This is a genomic window from Microbacterium foliorum (assembly GCF_003367705.1).
In the GTDB taxonomy this organism is placed as follows: Bacteria; Actinomycetota; Actinomycetes; order Actinomycetales; family Microbacteriaceae; genus Microbacterium; species Microbacterium foliorum.
On sequence record NZ_CP031425.1, the window covers coordinates 1,859,472 to 1,874,982 of the forward strand.

A 15,511-nucleotide genomic window follows, 5' to 3' on the forward strand; every position below is an offset into this window, starting at 1 on the left:
GGCTCAGCCCTGGGAGCTCCGCACGCCGGAGCGTGCACGCGCGGCGGCCATCGAGGGCGTCGCGGGCAGCACGAGCGGAAGGTCGGTGTGCTCGTCGGGCGTCCACTCCTCCCACCCCTCGTCCAGCGGCCAGGCGGCAGCCATGATGAGATCCGCTCCCGCGTGGTCGGCGAGCATGCGCACCGCCTCGGCCTGCCGCGGCGAGAACCGGCCCTGGTCGACCGCGGCGAGGAGTTCGTCCTCGTCCTTGAGCCAGATGTCCTCCTCCCCGCGGTGCTCGGCGTCGATCCACAGATCCAGTACGAGATCTCGGGTGAACACGGCCGCCTCCTCGCCCCCGATGCGTCGGTGCGGAAGCTCGATGTTGATGTAGACGCCGTCGGGCGTGCCGTCTTCACGCCGGAAGAACCACACCGACCACGGCATTCCGGTCGGCGCGACTCGCAGGATGCCCGGCCCGGTCCACGTGCGTTCGACGGCACTCCAGGGCACGAGGAAGCGCTCCTCGAGCGGAACCTCGCGCGGACGGCGACCGTCGGAGGGAACGGCGTCGAGACGCGCCGACCCCGAGGGCGTCCATGCCACGAGTCCGCGGTCGTCATCGCGCACGACCCGTGCCGTCTCGATCACCCGCCCGTAGCGCCAGAGGATCTGCTGACCGACCTCGAAGCGCGGCGCGGAGGGACTGCTCGACGCGACCGACCGCTCGTAGGCGGGATCGGCATGGGCGGTGGACTGGTCCGGCGTGTCGAGCTCGGCGATCGCCTCAGCGAGCGGGCGACTCGCGGTGGCGATACGAGTCCAGTCCGCACCGCGTCTGCCCACCAGTTCCACCGTGCCCCCGCTCGCGCTGACTCCGGTCGTTCCCTGTGGCGTTCGCATCCCGCCACCGTACCCGTCGCATCCGCCGCCGACGCACACCCGCGAGGAAGGTCCGACCCGCGGCCCGGCGGTTCAGATCCGTCTGGCGCACAGCGTCTCGCGGGTGTAGTCCTGACCCATGGACCAGAGTGGCTTCGACGACAGAACGCGTGCCCTCGACACCGCACACCGCCGTGCGACCGAGTTCCTGGAGGACCTGGACGACCGACCGGTGTGGCCGCGTGCGGGCCTCGAGGAGATGCTGGATGTCTTCGGCGGACCTCTTCCGGCAGACGGCACCGATCCGGCGCAGGTCGTCGACGAGATCGCGACCCGCGCCGACCCGGGTCTCGTCGCGATCCCGGGTGGTCGATTCTTCGGCTTCGTGATCGGCGGCACGCATCCCGCCGCCCTCGCCGCCGATTGGCTCGTCTCGACGTGGGACCAGAATTCCGGCTCCTCGGCGCTGGCACCTGCCACGGTCGCCATGGAGCGGATCGCGGGTCGGTGGATGCTGGACCTCTTCGGCCTGCCGGACTCGGCGAGCGTCGGGTTCGTCACCGGCGGGCAGCTCGCCAGCTTCACGTGTCTCGCGTCCGCCCGTCAGGCGGTGCTGGCCCGAGCAGGGTGGGACGTGGCCGAACGTGGACTCCGGGAGGCACCGCCGCTGCGCGTCGTCGTCGGCGCGGATCGACACAGCTCCGTCGATCGCGCGGCACGCTTTCTCGGGATCGGGCGGGCGGAGCTGATCGTGATCGACTCCGACGATCAGGGACGGATGCGCCCGGATGCGCTCGAGCAGCAGCTGCTCAGCGGCACGGGACCCCTGATCGTCTGCCTGCAGGCAGGAGAGGTGCACACCGGCGCCTTCGACGACTTCGAGGCGCTGATACCGATCGCTCGAGCGCACGATGCCTGGGTGCACGTCGACGGAGCCTTCGGGCTCTGGGCTGCCGCCTCACCGCGGCTTCGATCGCTCACGGCAGGCATGGAGCATGCGGACTCGTGGGCGACCGACGCGCATAAGACCCTGAACGTGCCCTACGACTGCGGCATGGCGATCGTGCGCGACCCGGCCGACTCGATCGCGGCGTTCCGCACCGGCGGCGACTACCTGATGTACACCGGTCTCGACCCGTGGGACGTGACGCCCGAGCTCTCGAGGCGAGCACGCGGCGTCCCGGCGTGGGCCGCGTTGAAGAGCCTCGGCCGTTCCGGTGTCGCGCAGCTCATGGATCGGCTGCACGCGAACGCCGAGGCGATGGCTCGCGGGCTGCGGTCCATCCCCGGGGTCCACGTGGTCAATGACGTCGACTACACCCAGGTCATGTTCCGGCTCGACGACGACGACGCGACCCGCGCCCTCGGCCGCGCGATCCTCGACGAGGGCACGGCGGCGGTCACGGGCGCCGAATGGCGGGGTCGAGCGACGCAGCGCTGCTCGATGTCCTCATGGGCGACGACCGACGCCGACATCGATCGCACGGTGGCTGCGATCCGCCGACTGGTGCGGGACGCCTAGGCGTTCGTCGCCGCCCGGGACCGGGCGAACGTCTCCGCGAGGTCGAGGAACCGCTGGTGCACGCGCGTCTCGCCGTCGACCTCGGGGTGAAAGCTCGTGCCGAGCAGGCTGCCCTGCTGCACCGCGACGACGGTGCCGTCCGTCAGCGACGCCAGGACCTCGACACCGTCGCCGACCCGCTCGACCACCGGTGCGCGGATGAAGGTCGCGTGCACAGCCGGCGCACCGAGTGCAGGCACGTCGAGGTCGGTCTCGAAAGACTCCGTCTGACGTCCGAACGCGTTCCGACGGACATCGATGTCCATGCCCCCGAACGACTCCTGGCCGTCGATGCCGTCGAGCACGGTGTCCGCGAGCAGGATCAGCCCCGCGCACGTGCCGAGCATCGGCATCCCGGACCCGATAGCCGCGCGGATCGGCTGCTGCATGCCGAACAGCCGCGAGAGCTTGTCGATCACACTCGACTCGCCGCCGGGTATCACCAGACCGGCGACGGTTCCGAGCTCCTCCGGTCGGCGCACGAGCACGACCTCGGCGCCGAGCCCCTCGAGCAGAGCGGCATGCTCGCGCACGTCGCCCTGCAGCGCGAGGACGCCGACCCGGGGGTTACCAGCCACGCTCGGACAGGCGGTGCGGCGCAGGCAGATCGCTCACGTTGATGCCGACCATGGCCTCGCCGAGTCCGCGTGACACCTCTGCGATCACCTTCGCGTCGTCGAAGAACGTGGTCGCCCTGACGATCGCCTTCGCACGCTCGGCCGGGTTGCCCGACTTGAAGATGCCGGACCCCACGAACACGCCGTCGGCACCGAGCTGCATCATCATCGCGGCATCCGCCGGCGTGGCGACGCCGCCGGCCACGAACAGCACGACCGGGAGCGCGCCCGTCTGCGCGATCTCGGCGACCAGCTCGTAGGGTGCCTGCAGCTCCTTCGCGGCGACGAACAGCTCGTCCTTCGTCATGGAACGCAGCACGTTGATCTCGGAACGGATCTTGCGGATGTGCTTGGTCGCCTCCGAGACGTCTCCCGTGCCGGCCTCTCCCTTGGAGCGGATCATGGCCGCACCCTCGTTGATGCGGCGGAGCGCCTCGCCGAGGTTGGTCGCCCCGCAGACGAACGGCACGGTGAAGCCGAACTTGTCGATGTGGTTCACGTAGTCGGCCGGCGAGAGGACCTCGGACTCGTCGATGTAGTCGACGCCGAGCTCCTGCAGCACCTGCGCCTCGACGAAGTGGCCGATGCGGGCCTTCGCCATCACCGGGATCGAGACCGCGTCGATGATGCTGTCGATCATGTCGGGGTCGCTCATGCGCGAGACGCCGCCCTGCGCGCGGATGTCGGCGGGCACCCGCTCGAGTGCCATCACGGCCACCGCCCCGGCGTCCTCCGCGATCTTCGCCTGGTCAGCGGTGACGACGTCCATGATCACGCCGCCCTTGAGCATCTCGGCGAGACCGCGCTTGACGCGCGACGATCCGGTGGTGGTCTGTTCGGTCATGGGGGCTCCTGTCGGGGACGCACGACGTGCAGGGCATGCAGATTCTCTGATGTGTCGCACGATATCTAGTTTGATCTAGGCCAAACAGTAGCACTGTCGGGAACGACCTAGAATCGGAGACGAGGAGCAATGAGCGACCAGATCATCGGAACGACCGCAGCGGACATCGCCGACAGCGTGCGAGACCTGCGCGACCGAGGCGTGCTCGTCGCAGGCAGCCCTCTTCCCCCTGTACGGGAGCTCGCCACCTCGCTCGGAGTAAACCGCAACACCGCCGTCGCCGCGTACCGCCAGCTGGCGCAGGCCGGCATCGTGCTCTCCCGCGGGCGCGCAGGTACGGTCATCACCGGTCATGAGTCGGTCGCGCAGGAGGGGTACGCCTCCGACACCGTGCTGCGGGACGTCGGCACCGGCAACCCGGATCCGCGTCTGATCCCCGATCCGTCCCGGGCCCTGGCCACGGTCGCCGGGCGTCCCGTGCTCTACGGCGAACCGGTGATCGACCCGGGGCTCGACGAATGGGCGCGCGACTGGATCGCCCAGGACCTCGATCCGCTCGACTTCCGCATCACCGTCACGAGCGGCGCGGTCGATGCCGTCGAGCGCCTGCTCGCCCAGGCGCTCATGCGCGACGACGCGGTGGCGCTCGAGGACCCGTGCTTCCTCGCCAGCATCCACACCGTCCGCCTCGGCGGGTACCGGGCGATCCCGGTGCCGGTCGATGAGGAGGGGATGACGGTCGAGGGACTGCGCGCCGCGCTCGATGCCGGCATCCGTGCGGTCATCTGCACCCCGCGCGCGCAGAACCCCACCGGCGCGAGCCTCACCCCCGCCCGCGCCGCCGCCCTGCGCGCCGTGCTCGCCGAGCACCCCTACGTCCTGATCATCGAGGACGACCATTTCTCCCTGCTCGCGCAGCGTCCCTACGAGACTCTGATCGGCCCCGACCACCGTCGCTTCGCACTCGTGCGCTCCGTGTCGAAGTTCCTCGGTCCCGACATGTGCCTCGCCGTCGCGGCGACCGATGCGACCACGCACGAGCGCCTCGCCATGCGGCTGAGCCCCGGAACCACCTGGGTGAGCCACCTGCTGCAGAGGCTGACGCTCACACAGCTGACGGACCGGTCCGTGGTCGCGGAGATCGAGGCGGCCCGTGACCACTACGCCTCCCGGAACGCCGCGTTCGCCGCGCGGCTCGGCGCACACGGCATCGTCTGCGCGCCCACCGAGGGTCTGAGCCTGTGGATCGAGCTGCCGAAGCCGGCTCGTCTGGTCGCCGAGAGGCTCATGCGTCGTGGCTGGTTGGCCCGGACGGGCGACGACTTCGCCCTCGACGACCGTGCCGACCCCTCGCACCACCTGCGCCTCACGGTGCACGATCTGTCCGACGACGATACGGCGACACTGGTCGCCGATCTGGTCGCGGCCACCCGATGACCCACCGCGGCGGGACTCCTCCCGCCCTGAACGAAAGGATCGGGGAATGAAGGTCCTCTCCATCCAGTCAGCCGTCGCGTACGGCCACGTCGGCAACTCCGCTGCGGTCTTCCCGCTGCAGCGCATCGGCGTCGAGGTGCTGCCGGTCTACACGGTCACCTTCTCCAACCACACCGGATACGGTGCCTGGCGCGGTCCGCTGATCTCCCCCGACGACGTGCGGGAGGTCATCACCGGCATCGAGGAGCGCGGCGTCTTCGGCGAGATCGATGCGGTGCTCAGCGGATACCAGGGCGGCGAGGGGATCGGTGACGTCATCATCGACGCGGTCGCCAGGGTCAAGGCGGCGAACCCCGGCGCCGTGTACGCCTGCGATCCGGTGATGGGGAACGCGAAGTCCGGATGCTTCGTCGCACCGGCCATCCCGATCCTGCTGCGCGAGAAGGTCGTGCCGGTCGCCGACATCATCACCCCCAACCAGTTCGAGCTGGGCTTTCTCACCGGCACCGAGCCCGACACGCTGGAGTCGACGCTCACCTCGGTCGACCTGGCCATGGCCATGGGTCCCCGTACGGTTCTCGTCACGAGCGTGGAGCGCCCGGACCGCGAAGAGGGCACGATCGAGATGCTCGTCGCGGATGCGGCCGGAGCCTGGATCGTGCAGACACCGCGACTGCCGATGAAGGCCAACGGCTCAGGAGACGTGACCGCGGCGCTCTTCACCGCGCACTATGTCGAGACCGGCGACGCGAAGGCGGCGCTCGAGCGCACGGCGTCGAGTGTCTTCGACCTGCTCGCCGCGACCCTCGAGTCCGGTGCGCGCGAACTGCAGCTCGTCGAGGCGCAGGAGTTCTATGCGAGCCCGCGGATGCAGTTCAGCGCACGACAGGTGCGCTGAACGGCGTCACGGTGCCGCCACGCGTTCGTCTCGTCGCTGCGCACCTCGCTCGACGACCTACGGGCACGCACCCGCTCGTTGAGCGAGCGCAGCGAGACGAAACGCGGCCGACACTCAGCGACCGGGCGTCGGCCACGCGTTCGCGACGGCCTCACGCACCTCGCCGAGCAGCTGCGGCAGCGCCTTCGTCTTCGCGATGATCGGGAAGAAGTTGGCGTCCGACGTCCACCGCGGCACGATGTGCTGGTGCAGGTGACCGTCGACGCCGGCACCCGCGACCGCGCCCTGGTTCATACCGAGGTTGAAGCCGTCGCAGCGTGACACCTCGCGCAGCACGCGCATGCCCGTCTGGGTCAGCGCCCCGATCTCGGCGACCTCCTCGGGCGTCGCCTGGTCGTAGGTGCCGATGTGCCGGTAGGGGCACACGAGCAGATGACCGGAGTTGTACGGGAAGAGGTTGAGCAGCACATACGCCGTCTCGCCTCTGGCGACGATCAGCCGCTCGGCGTCGGGATGTTTCGGCGCCTCGCAGAACGGGCATTCCTCGCGCAACGGCTCGGGGCCCGCCTGGATGTACGCCATCCGGTGCGGGGTCCACAGTCGCTGGAACTCGTCGGGGACGCCGGCGAACTCTCCGGCGTCCTCCCACGGCCCCGAGGGTGTGGTCACGCCAGGTCCCCTGCTGTCTGCACGAGCGTGTGCGCGTCGATCGCGGCACGGATGCGCGCGACGGCGTCGGCGATCGGCACGCCGTTCTCCTGGGTGCCGTCGCGGTAGCGGAACGAGACGGTGCCCGCTTCGCGGTCCTTCTCCCCCGCGATCAGCAGCAGCGGCACCTTGCCGGTGGTGTGCGTGCGGATCTTCTTCTGCATCCGGTCGTCCGACGCGTCGAGCTCGGCACGGACGCCCTGAGTGCGCAGCGTGTCGACGATCTCTCCGAGGTAGTCGGCGAACTCGTCGGCGACGGGGATGCCCACGACCTGCACCGGAGACAGCCAGACCGGGAAGTCGCCGGCGTAGTGCTCGAGGAGGATCGCGAAGAAGCGCTCGATCGAGCCGAACAGCGCGCGATGGATCATGATCGGACGCTTCTTCTGTCCGTCCTTGTCCATGTACTCGAGTTCGAAGCGCTCGGGCAGGTTCGGGTCGACCTGGACGGTCGAGAGCTGCCAGGTGCGGCCGATCGCATCCCGCGTCTTGAGGTCGATCTTCGGCCCGTAGAACGCGGCCTCGCCGGGCACCTCGGTGAGCTTCAGGCCCGAGGCCACCGCGACGCGACGCAGCGCATCGGTCGAGGAGTCCCAGAACTCGTCGGAGCCGATCCACTTCGACTTCTCATCGTCCTTCATCGACAGCTCGAGCTCGAAGTCGGTGAGACCGAAGTCGCGCAGCATCGAGAGGATGAACTCCAGGACCTTCGCGACCTCGCCCTCGAGCTGATCCGGCGTGACGAAGAGGTGCGAGTCGTCCTGGGTGAAGCCGCGGACGCGGGTGAGCCCGTGCAGCGCGCCGGACAGCTCGTTGCGGTAGACGGTGCCGTTCTCGGCGAACCGCAGCGGCAGGTCGCGGTAGCTGCGCGCACGCTCCTTGTAGATCAGGATGTGCATCGGGCAGTTCATCGGCTTCAGGTAGTAGTCCTGGCCCTGCTTGGTGATGTTGCCCTCGTCGTCGCGCTCCTCGTCCATGACGATCGGCGGGTACATGCCCTCCTTGTACGTGACGAGGTGATTCGAGGTGAGGAAGAGGTCTTCCTTCGAGATGTGCGGCGTGTACACGTAGGTGTACCCGCCCTCGATGTGGCGCCTGCGCGCGTGCTGCTCCATCTCGCCGCGGACGACGCCGCCGCGCGGGTGCCAGACCGAGAGACCCGAGCCGATCTCCTCGGGGAACGAGAACAGGTCGAGTTCCTTGCCGAGGCGACGGTGGTCGCGCTTGGCGGCCTCCTCGAGACGGTGCTGGTACTCGCGCAGCTCGTCCTTCGACGGCCATGCCGTGCCGTAGATGCGCTGCAGCTGCGGGTTCTTCTCACTGCCTCGCCAGTAGGCGGCGGCGATGCGGGTCAGATCCCAGCCGTTGCCGATCATGCGGGTGTTGGGCAGGTGCGGCCCGCGGCAGAGGTCCTTCCAGACGACCTCGCCGTCGCGGGTGGTGTTGTCGTAGATCGTCAGCTCGCCCTCGCCGACCTCGACGGATGCACCCTCGACCTTTCCCACGGTCCCTGAGCCTGCCGAAGGGCCCTTGAGCCCGATCAGCTCGAGCTTGAACGGCTCGTCGGCGAGCTCCGCGCGCGCCTCGTCGTCGGTGACGACGCGGCGCACGAAACGCTGCCCCTCACGGACGATGCGCTGCATCTCCTTGGTGATCGCCTTGATGTCCTCGGGCGTGAACGGGGTCTCGACGCCGAAGTCGTAGTAGAAGCCGTCGGTGATGGGCGGGCCGATCCCGAGGTTCGCCTGCGGGTTGATCCGCTGCACCGCCTGCGCGAGCACGTGCGCGGCCGAGTGACGGAGGATGTCGAGTCCGTCGGGGCTGTCGATCGTGACCGGCTCCACCTCGTCGGCATCCGTCACTGTCGCGGCGAGGTCCTTGAGGGTTCCGTTGACGCGCATCGCGACGACTGAACGGTCAGAGAACAGGGCGAAGCCGTCTTTCGGCTGAGCATTTTCAGGCACTGCACACTCCATCTGGGTCTGGATCTAGGCTACTCGCATGCCTGGGGGCCGCTGACCGCTACGACGCCGTCTCGGTCGCGGTGTTCGCGGCTGTCGGCGCGAGGATGATGGTGGCCGCGCCGACCAGGGCGATCGCCGAGCCCGCCCAGTCCCAGAGGGTGGGCTTGAACCCGTCGACGATGATGCCCCAGGCGAGCGATCCCGCGATGAACACACCCCCGTACGAGGCGAGCACGCGCCCGAAGTTCGCATCGGGCTGCAGGGCCGCGATGAAGCCGTACGCGCCGAGCGCCATGACCCCGAGCACCGCGAACACCCATCCCCTGTTCTCCTTGATCGCCTGCCAGATCAGCCAGGCTCCGCCGATCTCGGCGACGGCGGCGAGCACGAAGAGGATGCTGATGCGCAGGACGGTCATGGATCCCAGTGTGGCGCAGACCCGCGAGTCCCGGAATCACTCTCCCGCGGTCACGAGCCCTGACTCGTAGGCGAGGATCACGAGCTGTGCCCTGTCACTCGCGGCGACCTTCGTCATGATCCGGTTCACATGGGTTTTCGCGGTGTGCGGCGAGATCGTCAGGCGGGCGGCGATGTCCTGATTCGTGAGCCCCTCGGCGACGAGCTCGAGAACCTCGCGCTCCCGTGGCGTCAGCGGCGCCAGCGCAGCCTCCCACCGCTCCGAACGCAGCGCGCCGCCGCGACCTACCGCACGAGCGATCAGTGCTCGCGTCGCGGACGACGAGAGCAGTGCCTCGCCTTGGTGCACGGTGCGCACGGCGCGGACGATCTCGTCGGGTTCGGCCCCCTTGCCGATGAATCCGCTCGCGCCCGCACGCAGTGCCGCGACGACGTTCTCGTCGTCCTCGAACGTCGTCAGCACGAGCACTCGGGGCCGGTGCGACGCGTCCGCGCTCGCGTCCGTGTTCGCACGGATCAGAGCCGTGGCGGCGATCCCGTCGAGCTCCGGCATCCTGATGTCCATCAGCACGACATCGGGCGCAGTCTCGATGGCTGCGCGCACCGCGGCGCGTCCGTCCGACGCCTCGCCGACGACGAGAAGACCGCCGTCGACGAGGATGTCCCGTACTGCCAGCCGCACGAGAGGCTGGTCGTCGACGACGAGCACCGAGATCGTCACGAGGTCGGGGCCGTCTCGGTCGGGATCCACGCCTCGAGCGAGAAGACCCCGCCGTCGCTGCCGACGTGCATGGTGCCTCCGACCGCGGTGAGGCGCTCCTGCAGACCGCGAAGCCCGTGTCCTGCCCGGAGAGGACTCGACGCGTCGTCCGCAGCCGGGTTCACGATCGTCAGGTGCACCGCTGCGCCCTCGGCACGCAGGGCGACGGTCGCCGTGCCGCCGCGACCGTGCTTGTGCGCGTTGGTGAGCGCCTCGTGGAGCACCAGGTACGCGACATGATCGCCGGCCGGCGACAGAGCGAACCCGTGGTGAGGATCCCGCAGGTCGATGCGAAGTCCCGCCGCACGGAAGCCGGAGAGCAGCGTCTCGAGGTCTCCCAGCCCGCTCTGCGGGCGGGGCGCGCGCTCATCGGCGTCCGGCTCGGCACGCAGCAGGGTCATGAGTCCCCCGATGTCGGCGAGGACCGTCCGTGAGGCGTTGCGCACCGTCGCCAGAGCCTCCTGTGCACGCTCGGGCCGTGTCTCGAGAGACGTGGAGGCGACGCCTGCGTTCAGGCTGATCACCGCGATCTGATGTGCGACCACGTCGTGCAGGTCGCGGGCGATCCGCACCCTGTCTTCGGCGACCCGTCTGCGCGCCTCGTCGTCGCGGCTCCGCTCGGCCCGCTCTGCGCGTTCGATCATCGCCGCGACGAACTCCCGCCGCGACCGGGCCGTGTCCCCCAGGGCGCCACCCAGGACGATGATCAGGATGAACTGCAGCGCCGTCGCATCGAGGAGATCACCGCCGAGCGCCCAGGCGTCGGCGAGGAACGCGACCGCGACCGATATGCCGAGGGAGAGCAGCCCGATGCGTCGCCCGAGGCGATCGACCACCGCGAAGCAGGCGATCGCGACGGCGAGGAGCGCGCTGGGAGAGATCGACCCTGACGCGGCGACGGCGACGACGCACGCCAGGCTGACGACCAGAGCGGTGATCGGCCACCTGCCCCGGAAGGGCATGATCAGAGCCGGAGCGAGGGCAGGGATCAGCAGCATCCCCTCGGCCCGGAAGGTCTCGTCGGGAAACGGCAGCACGGCGAAGAACACGATCAGCGCGACGGCGAGGAGATCGGACATCCCGAACCCGTCACGGCGGGCACGGGTGGTCGGCATACATCCAGTATTTCGTGTGTGCGCCCGCCGCGGATCCGCCCGGCGGATGACTTCCGCGTACTGCGAACGCGGTACCGAGGTGTCCACGGCGGGCTGACGCGCCGGTGGAGCTCCTGCTCCAGGCTGGGAGGACAGTCGCGCACCACCCCTTCGACCCCGTGCGCGCCGGGAAGGCCATCGTGCGCACGTCTCTCAGAAGAGCCCTCATCGTCGCCGGGTCCGTCGGCACCCTGCTGGCGGTCGGACTGACGACCACCACCGTGGTGAACGCCGTGTCGACCGAGACGGAGAAGGACCGGATAGAGACGTACGGTCGAACCGTGAGCGTCGAGGGACGGTCGATGAACGTGGCCGTCAGCGGCGAGGGCGATCAGGACGTCGTCCTGCTCCCCGGCTTCGGCACCGCCTCGCCGGCCCTCGACTTCGAGCCTCTGGTTGCAGAACTCGCGCAGGACCACCGCGTCATCGTCGTGGAGCCGTTCGGCTACGGCCTGAGCGACGGCACCGAACGCGCGAGGACGACCGACAACATCGTGGACGAGATCCACGAGGCGCTGCAGGTGCTCGAGGTCGACCGCTACGTGGTGATGGGGCACTCGATCGCGGGCCTGTACGCGATCGAATACGCGAACCGGTACGCCGACGAGGTGACGGCATTCGTCGGGATCGACAGCAGCGTGCCGGGCCAGCCGAACATGGACACGGTCTTCCCCACCGGTCTGCTGGCCGCGGCCAAGAATCTCGGCCTGATCCGCCTGGTCGCGCACGCGTCCGGCGACGGTCTCGACGGGCTCGACTACGACGACGACGCGCGCGAACAGATGTCGCTGCTCAGCAACCGGAACTCGCTCACCCCCACCTACCTCGACGAGATGAACCGCATCAGGACCAACTTCGCGGATGCCGCGGGCACCGGCTTTCCCGTCGCGCTCCCCGTCCTGCTGTTCGTGGTCGCCGACAATGCCGGCAATCCGGACTGGATCGACCTCCACGAGAGTCAGGCAGCGGAGGTCGACGACGGAACCGTGATCCCCCTCGACGGCGAGCACTATCTTCATCACACGCACGCCCCCGAGATCGCCGACGATTTCCGTCTGTGGGAGGCCGATCGTCGGCTCCTCGTCGACTGACCCGCTGCGACGCGCCCCGGCGAACAGCGGGCCCTCGGACGCGCCGGGGTAGCGTGAGCGGATGATCAGAGCACTGGCGCGTTGGATCCTCGCACTCGCCCTGGGGGCGATCGGCATCGTCCACTTCGTGAGCACCCGAGGTTTCCGGGTCGTCGTCCCGGACTGGGCCACGAAGGCCACCCGCCTCGACAAGGACGCGATCGTGATCGCCTCCGGCGCCGCCGAGGTGGCCCTCGCGGTCGGGCTCCTCGCGCTGCCGAAGGAGAGACGACGCATCGGCGTCGCGACGGCCGCGTTCTTCGTCGCCGTCCTGCCCGGGAACGTGCACCAGTGGCGCACCCACCGTTCGACCCCCGGTCTCGATACCGAGGCGCGACGCTTCGGCCGACTGTTCTTCCAGCCGCTGCTGGTGCTCTGGGCACTGTGGGCGACTGCTCCCGATCCTGTTCCTGCTGTTCGCCCGTGGCGTCGTAGTCGCTGAGGCGCGCGGCACGCAACCCCTGCCCGCCGATTCCGTCGCGCGGGCGAGAATGGAGCCATGTCCTCCCCCTCGATCGTGTGGCTCCGTGACGACCTCCGCCTCGCCGACAACCCGGCGCTGCGCGCAGCCATCGACCGTGACGAGCCGATCGTCGTGCTCTACGTCCTCGACGAGGAGTCGCCCGGGATCCGGCCGTTCGGCGGCGCTGCGCGCTGGTGGCTGCACCATTCGCTCGCCTCGCTGAGCGGTCGCCTGCACGACCTCGGGGCGACGTTGACGCTGCGGCGTGGGCCCGCCGAGCGCGTCGTCCGCGAGGCCGTGGCGGACACCGGGGCGAGCGCGGTGTTCTGGAACCGCCGGTACGGCGGAGCCGAGCGCGACATCGACGCTGCGCTGAAGACGTCCCTCCGTGATGACGGGCTCGAGATCGCCTCCTTCGCCGGTTCCCTGCTGCACGAGCCCTGGACGGTGAAGACCGGGAGCGGCACCCACTTCTCGGTCTTCACCCCCTTCTGGCGAGCATGCCTCGCCCTCCCCGCACCCCGCGCACCGCTGCCCGCGCCGCGAAGCCTGAACGGGCTGTCGCCAGGGCCCGCCTCCGACGATCTCGACGACTGGGATCTCCTGCCGACCCGACCGGACTGGGCGGGCGGCCTGCGCGACACGTGGGAGCCCGGCGAGCCCGCCGCTCGGGCCCGCCTGAGGTCGTTCCTCCACGACGACATCGGCACGTACGACCGCGCGAGGGACGAGCCGTCCGCCGGTGCCACCTCACTGCTCTCACCGCGACTGCGCTGGGGCGAGCTGAGCCCGTTCACCGTCTGGCACGAGGCCGTCGATGCGCACGGTGCCGCAGGGTTCCTCTCTGAACTGGGATGGCGGGAGTTCGCGTGGCACACCGTGTTCCACTCCCCCGATCTGGCCACCGTGAACCTCCGCCGCCAGTTCGACGCGTTCCCCTGGCCGCCCCTCGACCCTGCTCAGCTCGCTGCGTGGCAGCGCGGCGCCACCGGCATCCCGCTGGTCGATGCGGGCATGCGCGAACTGTGGCATACCGGCTTCATGCACAACCGCGTGCGCATGGTCACCGCGTCATTCCTGGTCAAGAACCTGCTGATCGACTGGCGGCGCGGCGAGGAGTGGTTCTGGGACACTCTCGTCGACGCCGACGGCGCGAGCAATCCTTTCAACTGGCAATGGGTCGCCGGGTCCGGGGCCGATGCGGCGCCGTACTTCCGGGTGTTCAACCCCGACCTCCAGGCCAAGAAGTTCGATCCGCACGGTCTTTACATCTCGGAGTGGGCAGCGGATGCTCCGACCGAGCCGATCGTCGATCTCGCGGCGACGCGCAAGGCGGCGCTCGCGGCCTACGACGTCGTCAAGCGTTCCTCGCCCGCCCCGAGCTGAGGCGGGTCACCCCACCGGTCTGGCAGCGTTCTCGCGGGGCGGGCAGCGCGATACGGTCGGTCCATGAACTTCCCCGCGCATTTCGCCCTGTCATCTCTCCTCGGTATCGCGATCTGGCTGATCTTTCTGCTCGTCGGATTGCTGCTCGCGTACCTGGTGATCCGCTTCGGTGTCTTCCACGGCCTGAGGGCGCACACACGGTGGATCGATGAGGGCAAAGACCGACGTCGGGACACGCACGAGCCCTACAACTCCTGAGCCGGGCTCCGGAAAGTCGGAGGGTTGTACATCGAGATCGATTGTGTGAAGTTGCTGACACGAGGCTTCGCAAGACACCTCGTCGAGCCTGCAACCCGGTGAGACGTCGAGGTTCGCGCGGTGCGCCTCCCCCTTGGAATGCCAGGCACGGTGAAACGCCACGAACGACATCAGACGACCGAGGCACGGACCGTGTGAAGCTCACTCGTTGGCTAATGTTCGAGGATGGATGATCGTCCGAAACCGTTGACAGCATTCGCCGCCGCCGTCTCTCGGTACATTGGCGCGGCGTTTGGTGGCGCGGTTTCTGCCTCGACCGGCGACCCGGTTGTCGGAGCGATGCTCGGCGAAGTGATGGGCCAGGCCGCGACAGACTTCGCGAACCGTGCCCTCAGCACTCGGGAGGAAGCGCGTGTATCGACGGTACTCGACCTTGCCGCCGAAGAGATCAGCAGAAGGCTCCGCGACGGAGAATCCTTCCGGGACGACGGGTTCTTCGACCCAGGAAGCCAGGACGCTGACGAAGTGCTAGAGGGCGTCTTGCGAGCCGCCCAAGCCGAGCATCAGCAGAAGAAGTTACCGCACCTCGCGCGAGTTTTTGCGAACATCGCGTTTGATCCACCTCTCAGCGCAGAGGTGGCGAATCTCGTGATCCGGCAGGCTGAATCGATCTCGTGGCTTGAGATGTGTCTGGTGTCGCTGATCTCTCGGCCGGAGGAGTTTCCACTGCCGGCGGCGGGACTCAAGAATGACGGCTCCACGTGGAACGACTGGGCAGTCACAGATAGCTTCAACTCGATGATCGGGGATGGAGGATTGCTGTACTACCCACCTCGTCATCCAGAACGGTCCTTGCCTGGTTTTGACATGCGCTTGAGCTCTGTCAAGCTCAGCTCGCGAGGCACCCTCCTCGCGGGGCTGATGGATCTCGAAACTATCGAACGATCGGAGATCGCCGCCCCCTATGAGGTGTTGGTCAGGTTCGCGACCGAGTTCGAGGATGAGGGTGCGTAGACACGACGGTGGCGCCCGAGGCATTGATCACGCGCGACA

The 15,511-nt window shown here is 68.8% G+C and carries 16 protein-coding genes; 8 read left to right on the forward strand and 8 right to left on the reverse strand.

What is annotated here, in order from left to right:
- Window positions 1-3: 3 nt before the first annotated feature.
- Window positions 4-882, reverse strand: coding sequence for a ribonuclease FAU-1 family protein (locus DXT68_RS08625; RefSeq protein WP_082069013.1), 879 nt, complete (start codon window positions 880-882; stop codon window positions 4-6).
- A gap of 118 nt (window positions 883-1,000) precedes the next feature.
- On the opposite strand from DXT68_RS08625, the gene DXT68_RS08630 reads away from it, so the two are divergent.
- Window positions 1,001-2,383: a pyridoxal phosphate-dependent decarboxylase family protein gene (locus tag DXT68_RS08630; protein WP_045255063.1), complete on the forward strand. Its 1,383-nt coding sequence runs from the start codon at window positions 1,001-1,003 to the stop codon at window positions 2,381-2,383.
- On the opposite strand, the gene pdxT is transcribed toward DXT68_RS08630, so the two are convergent.
- Entirely contained in the window at window positions 2,380-3,000 is a 621-nt protein-coding gene (gene pdxT / locus DXT68_RS08635) for a pyridoxal 5'-phosphate synthase glutaminase subunit PdxT (protein ID WP_082069012.1), read from the reverse strand. The two genes, DXT68_RS08630 and pdxT, sit on opposite strands and share 4 nt — an antisense overlap.
- Window positions 2,990-3,883, reverse strand: coding sequence for a pyridoxal 5'-phosphate synthase lyase subunit PdxS (gene pdxS / locus DXT68_RS08640; RefSeq protein WP_045255061.1), 894 nt, complete (start codon window positions 3,881-3,883; stop codon window positions 2,990-2,992). The genes pdxT and pdxS overlap by 11 nt, the downstream gene beginning before the upstream one ends.
- 129 nt (window positions 3,884-4,012) lie before the next feature.
- Between pdxS and DXT68_RS08645 the strand changes: the two genes are divergently transcribed.
- Together DXT68_RS08645 and pdxY are read left to right on the forward strand one after the other, a co-directional pair.
- Window positions 4,013-5,320: an aminotransferase class I/II-fold pyridoxal phosphate-dependent enzyme gene (locus tag DXT68_RS08645; protein ID WP_045255060.1), complete on the forward strand. Its 1,308-nt coding sequence runs from the start codon at window positions 4,013-4,015 to the stop codon at window positions 5,318-5,320.
- Window positions 5,321-5,366: 46 nt separating this feature from the next.
- Entirely contained in the window at window positions 5,367-6,218 is an 852-nt protein-coding gene (gene pdxY / locus DXT68_RS08650) for a pyridoxal kinase PdxY (protein WP_045255059.1), read from the forward strand.
- A 114-nt stretch (window positions 6,219-6,332) separates the two neighbouring features.
- On the opposite strand, the gene DXT68_RS08655 is transcribed toward pdxY, so the two are convergent.
- From DXT68_RS08655 to DXT68_RS08675, 5 genes are all read right to left on the reverse strand, one after another.
- Window positions 6,333-6,887 carry an HIT family protein gene (locus DXT68_RS08655; RefSeq protein WP_045255058.1) on the reverse strand — a complete coding sequence of 185 codons (555 nt, stop codon included), beginning with the start codon at window positions 6,885-6,887 and terminating at the stop codon, window positions 6,333-6,335.
- Entirely contained in the window at window positions 6,884-8,827 is a 1,944-nt protein-coding gene (gene thrS / locus DXT68_RS08660) for a threonine--tRNA ligase (RefSeq protein ID WP_244918559.1), read from the reverse strand. The genes DXT68_RS08655 and thrS overlap by 4 nt, the downstream gene beginning before the upstream one ends.
- 121 nt (window positions 8,828-8,948) lie before the next feature.
- The gene (locus DXT68_RS08665) at window positions 8,949-9,308 is read right to left on the reverse strand and encodes a YnfA family protein (RefSeq protein ID WP_045255056.1); all 360 of its coding nucleotides are present in this window, start codon (window positions 9,306-9,308) and stop codon (window positions 8,949-8,951) included.
- 36 nt (window positions 9,309-9,344) lie between these two features.
- A complete protein-coding gene (locus tag DXT68_RS08670) occupies window positions 9,345-10,058 on the reverse strand; it encodes a response regulator (RefSeq protein ID WP_230108228.1) in 714 nt (237 codons plus the stop codon).
- Entirely contained in the window at window positions 10,025-11,182 is a 1,158-nt protein-coding gene (locus DXT68_RS08675; RefSeq protein WP_045255055.1) for a sensor histidine kinase, read from the reverse strand. The genes DXT68_RS08670 and DXT68_RS08675 overlap by 34 nt, the downstream gene beginning before the upstream one ends.
- A 179-nt stretch (window positions 11,183-11,361) precedes the next feature.
- Between DXT68_RS08675 and DXT68_RS08680 the strand changes: the two genes are divergently transcribed.
- The 5 genes from DXT68_RS08680 (at window position 11,362) to DXT68_RS08700 (ending at window position 15,472) form a co-directional block, all read left to right on the forward strand.
- Window positions 11,362-12,312, forward strand: coding sequence for an alpha/beta hydrolase (locus tag DXT68_RS08680; protein ID WP_052677860.1), 951 nt, complete (start codon window positions 11,362-11,364; stop codon window positions 12,310-12,312).
- A 61-nt stretch (window positions 12,313-12,373) separates the two neighbouring features.
- Window positions 12,374-12,793, forward strand: coding sequence for a DoxX family protein (locus DXT68_RS08685; protein ID WP_052677821.1), 420 nt, complete (start codon window positions 12,374-12,376; stop codon window positions 12,791-12,793).
- Window positions 12,794-12,850: 57 nt separating this feature from the next.
- Window positions 12,851-14,200: a cryptochrome/photolyase family protein gene (locus DXT68_RS08690; protein WP_045255054.1), complete on the forward strand. Its 1,350-nt coding sequence runs from the start codon at window positions 12,851-12,853 to the stop codon at window positions 14,198-14,200.
- A gap of 63 nt (window positions 14,201-14,263) precedes the next feature.
- Window positions 14,264-14,458, forward strand: coding sequence for a hypothetical protein (locus tag DXT68_RS08695; RefSeq protein ID WP_045255053.1), 195 nt, complete (start codon window positions 14,264-14,266; stop codon window positions 14,456-14,458).
- A gap of 225 nt (window positions 14,459-14,683) precedes the next feature.
- Window positions 14,684-15,472, forward strand: coding sequence for a hypothetical protein (locus DXT68_RS08700; RefSeq protein ID WP_156149313.1), 789 nt, complete (start codon window positions 14,684-14,686; stop codon window positions 15,470-15,472).
- The last annotated feature ends 39 nt before the right edge of the window (window positions 15,473-15,511 follow it).

Coding starts and splice junctions, on each gene's coding strand:
- DXT68_RS08625 (WP_082069013.1), bottom strand. CDS start 882: ATGCGAACGCCACAGGGAACGACCGGAGTCAGCGCGAGCGGGGGCACG.
- DXT68_RS08630 (WP_045255063.1), top strand. CDS start 1,001: ATGGACCAGAGTGGCTTCGACGACAGAACGCGTGCCCTCGACACCGCA.
- pdxS (WP_045255061.1), bottom strand. CDS start 3,883: ATGACCGAACAGACCACCACCGGATCGTCGCGCGTCAAGCGCGGTCTC.
- DXT68_RS08645 (WP_045255060.1), top strand. CDS start 4,013: ATGAGCGACCAGATCATCGGAACGACCGCAGCGGACATCGCCGACAGC.
- pdxY (WP_045255059.1), top strand. CDS start 5,367: ATGAAGGTCCTCTCCATCCAGTCAGCCGTCGCGTACGGCCACGTCGGC.
- thrS (WP_244918559.1), bottom strand. CDS start 8,827: ATGCGCGTCAACGGAACCCTCAAGGACCTCGCCGCGACAGTGACGGAT.
- DXT68_RS08665 (WP_045255056.1), bottom strand. CDS start 9,308: ATGACCGTCCTGCGCATCAGCATCCTCTTCGTGCTCGCCGCCGTCGCC.
- DXT68_RS08675 (WP_045255055.1), bottom strand. CDS start 11,182: ATGCCGACCACCCGTGCCCGCCGTGACGGGTTCGGGATGTCCGATCTC.
- DXT68_RS08685 (WP_052677821.1), top strand. CDS start 12,374: ATGATCAGAGCACTGGCGCGTTGGATCCTCGCACTCGCCCTGGGGGCG.
- DXT68_RS08690 (WP_045255054.1), top strand. CDS start 12,851: ATGTCCTCCCCCTCGATCGTGTGGCTCCGTGACGACCTCCGCCTCGCC.
- DXT68_RS08695 (WP_045255053.1), top strand. CDS start 14,264: ATGAACTTCCCCGCGCATTTCGCCCTGTCATCTCTCCTCGGTATCGCG.
- DXT68_RS08700 (WP_156149313.1), top strand. CDS start 14,684: ATGGATGATCGTCCGAAACCGTTGACAGCATTCGCCGCCGCCGTCTCT.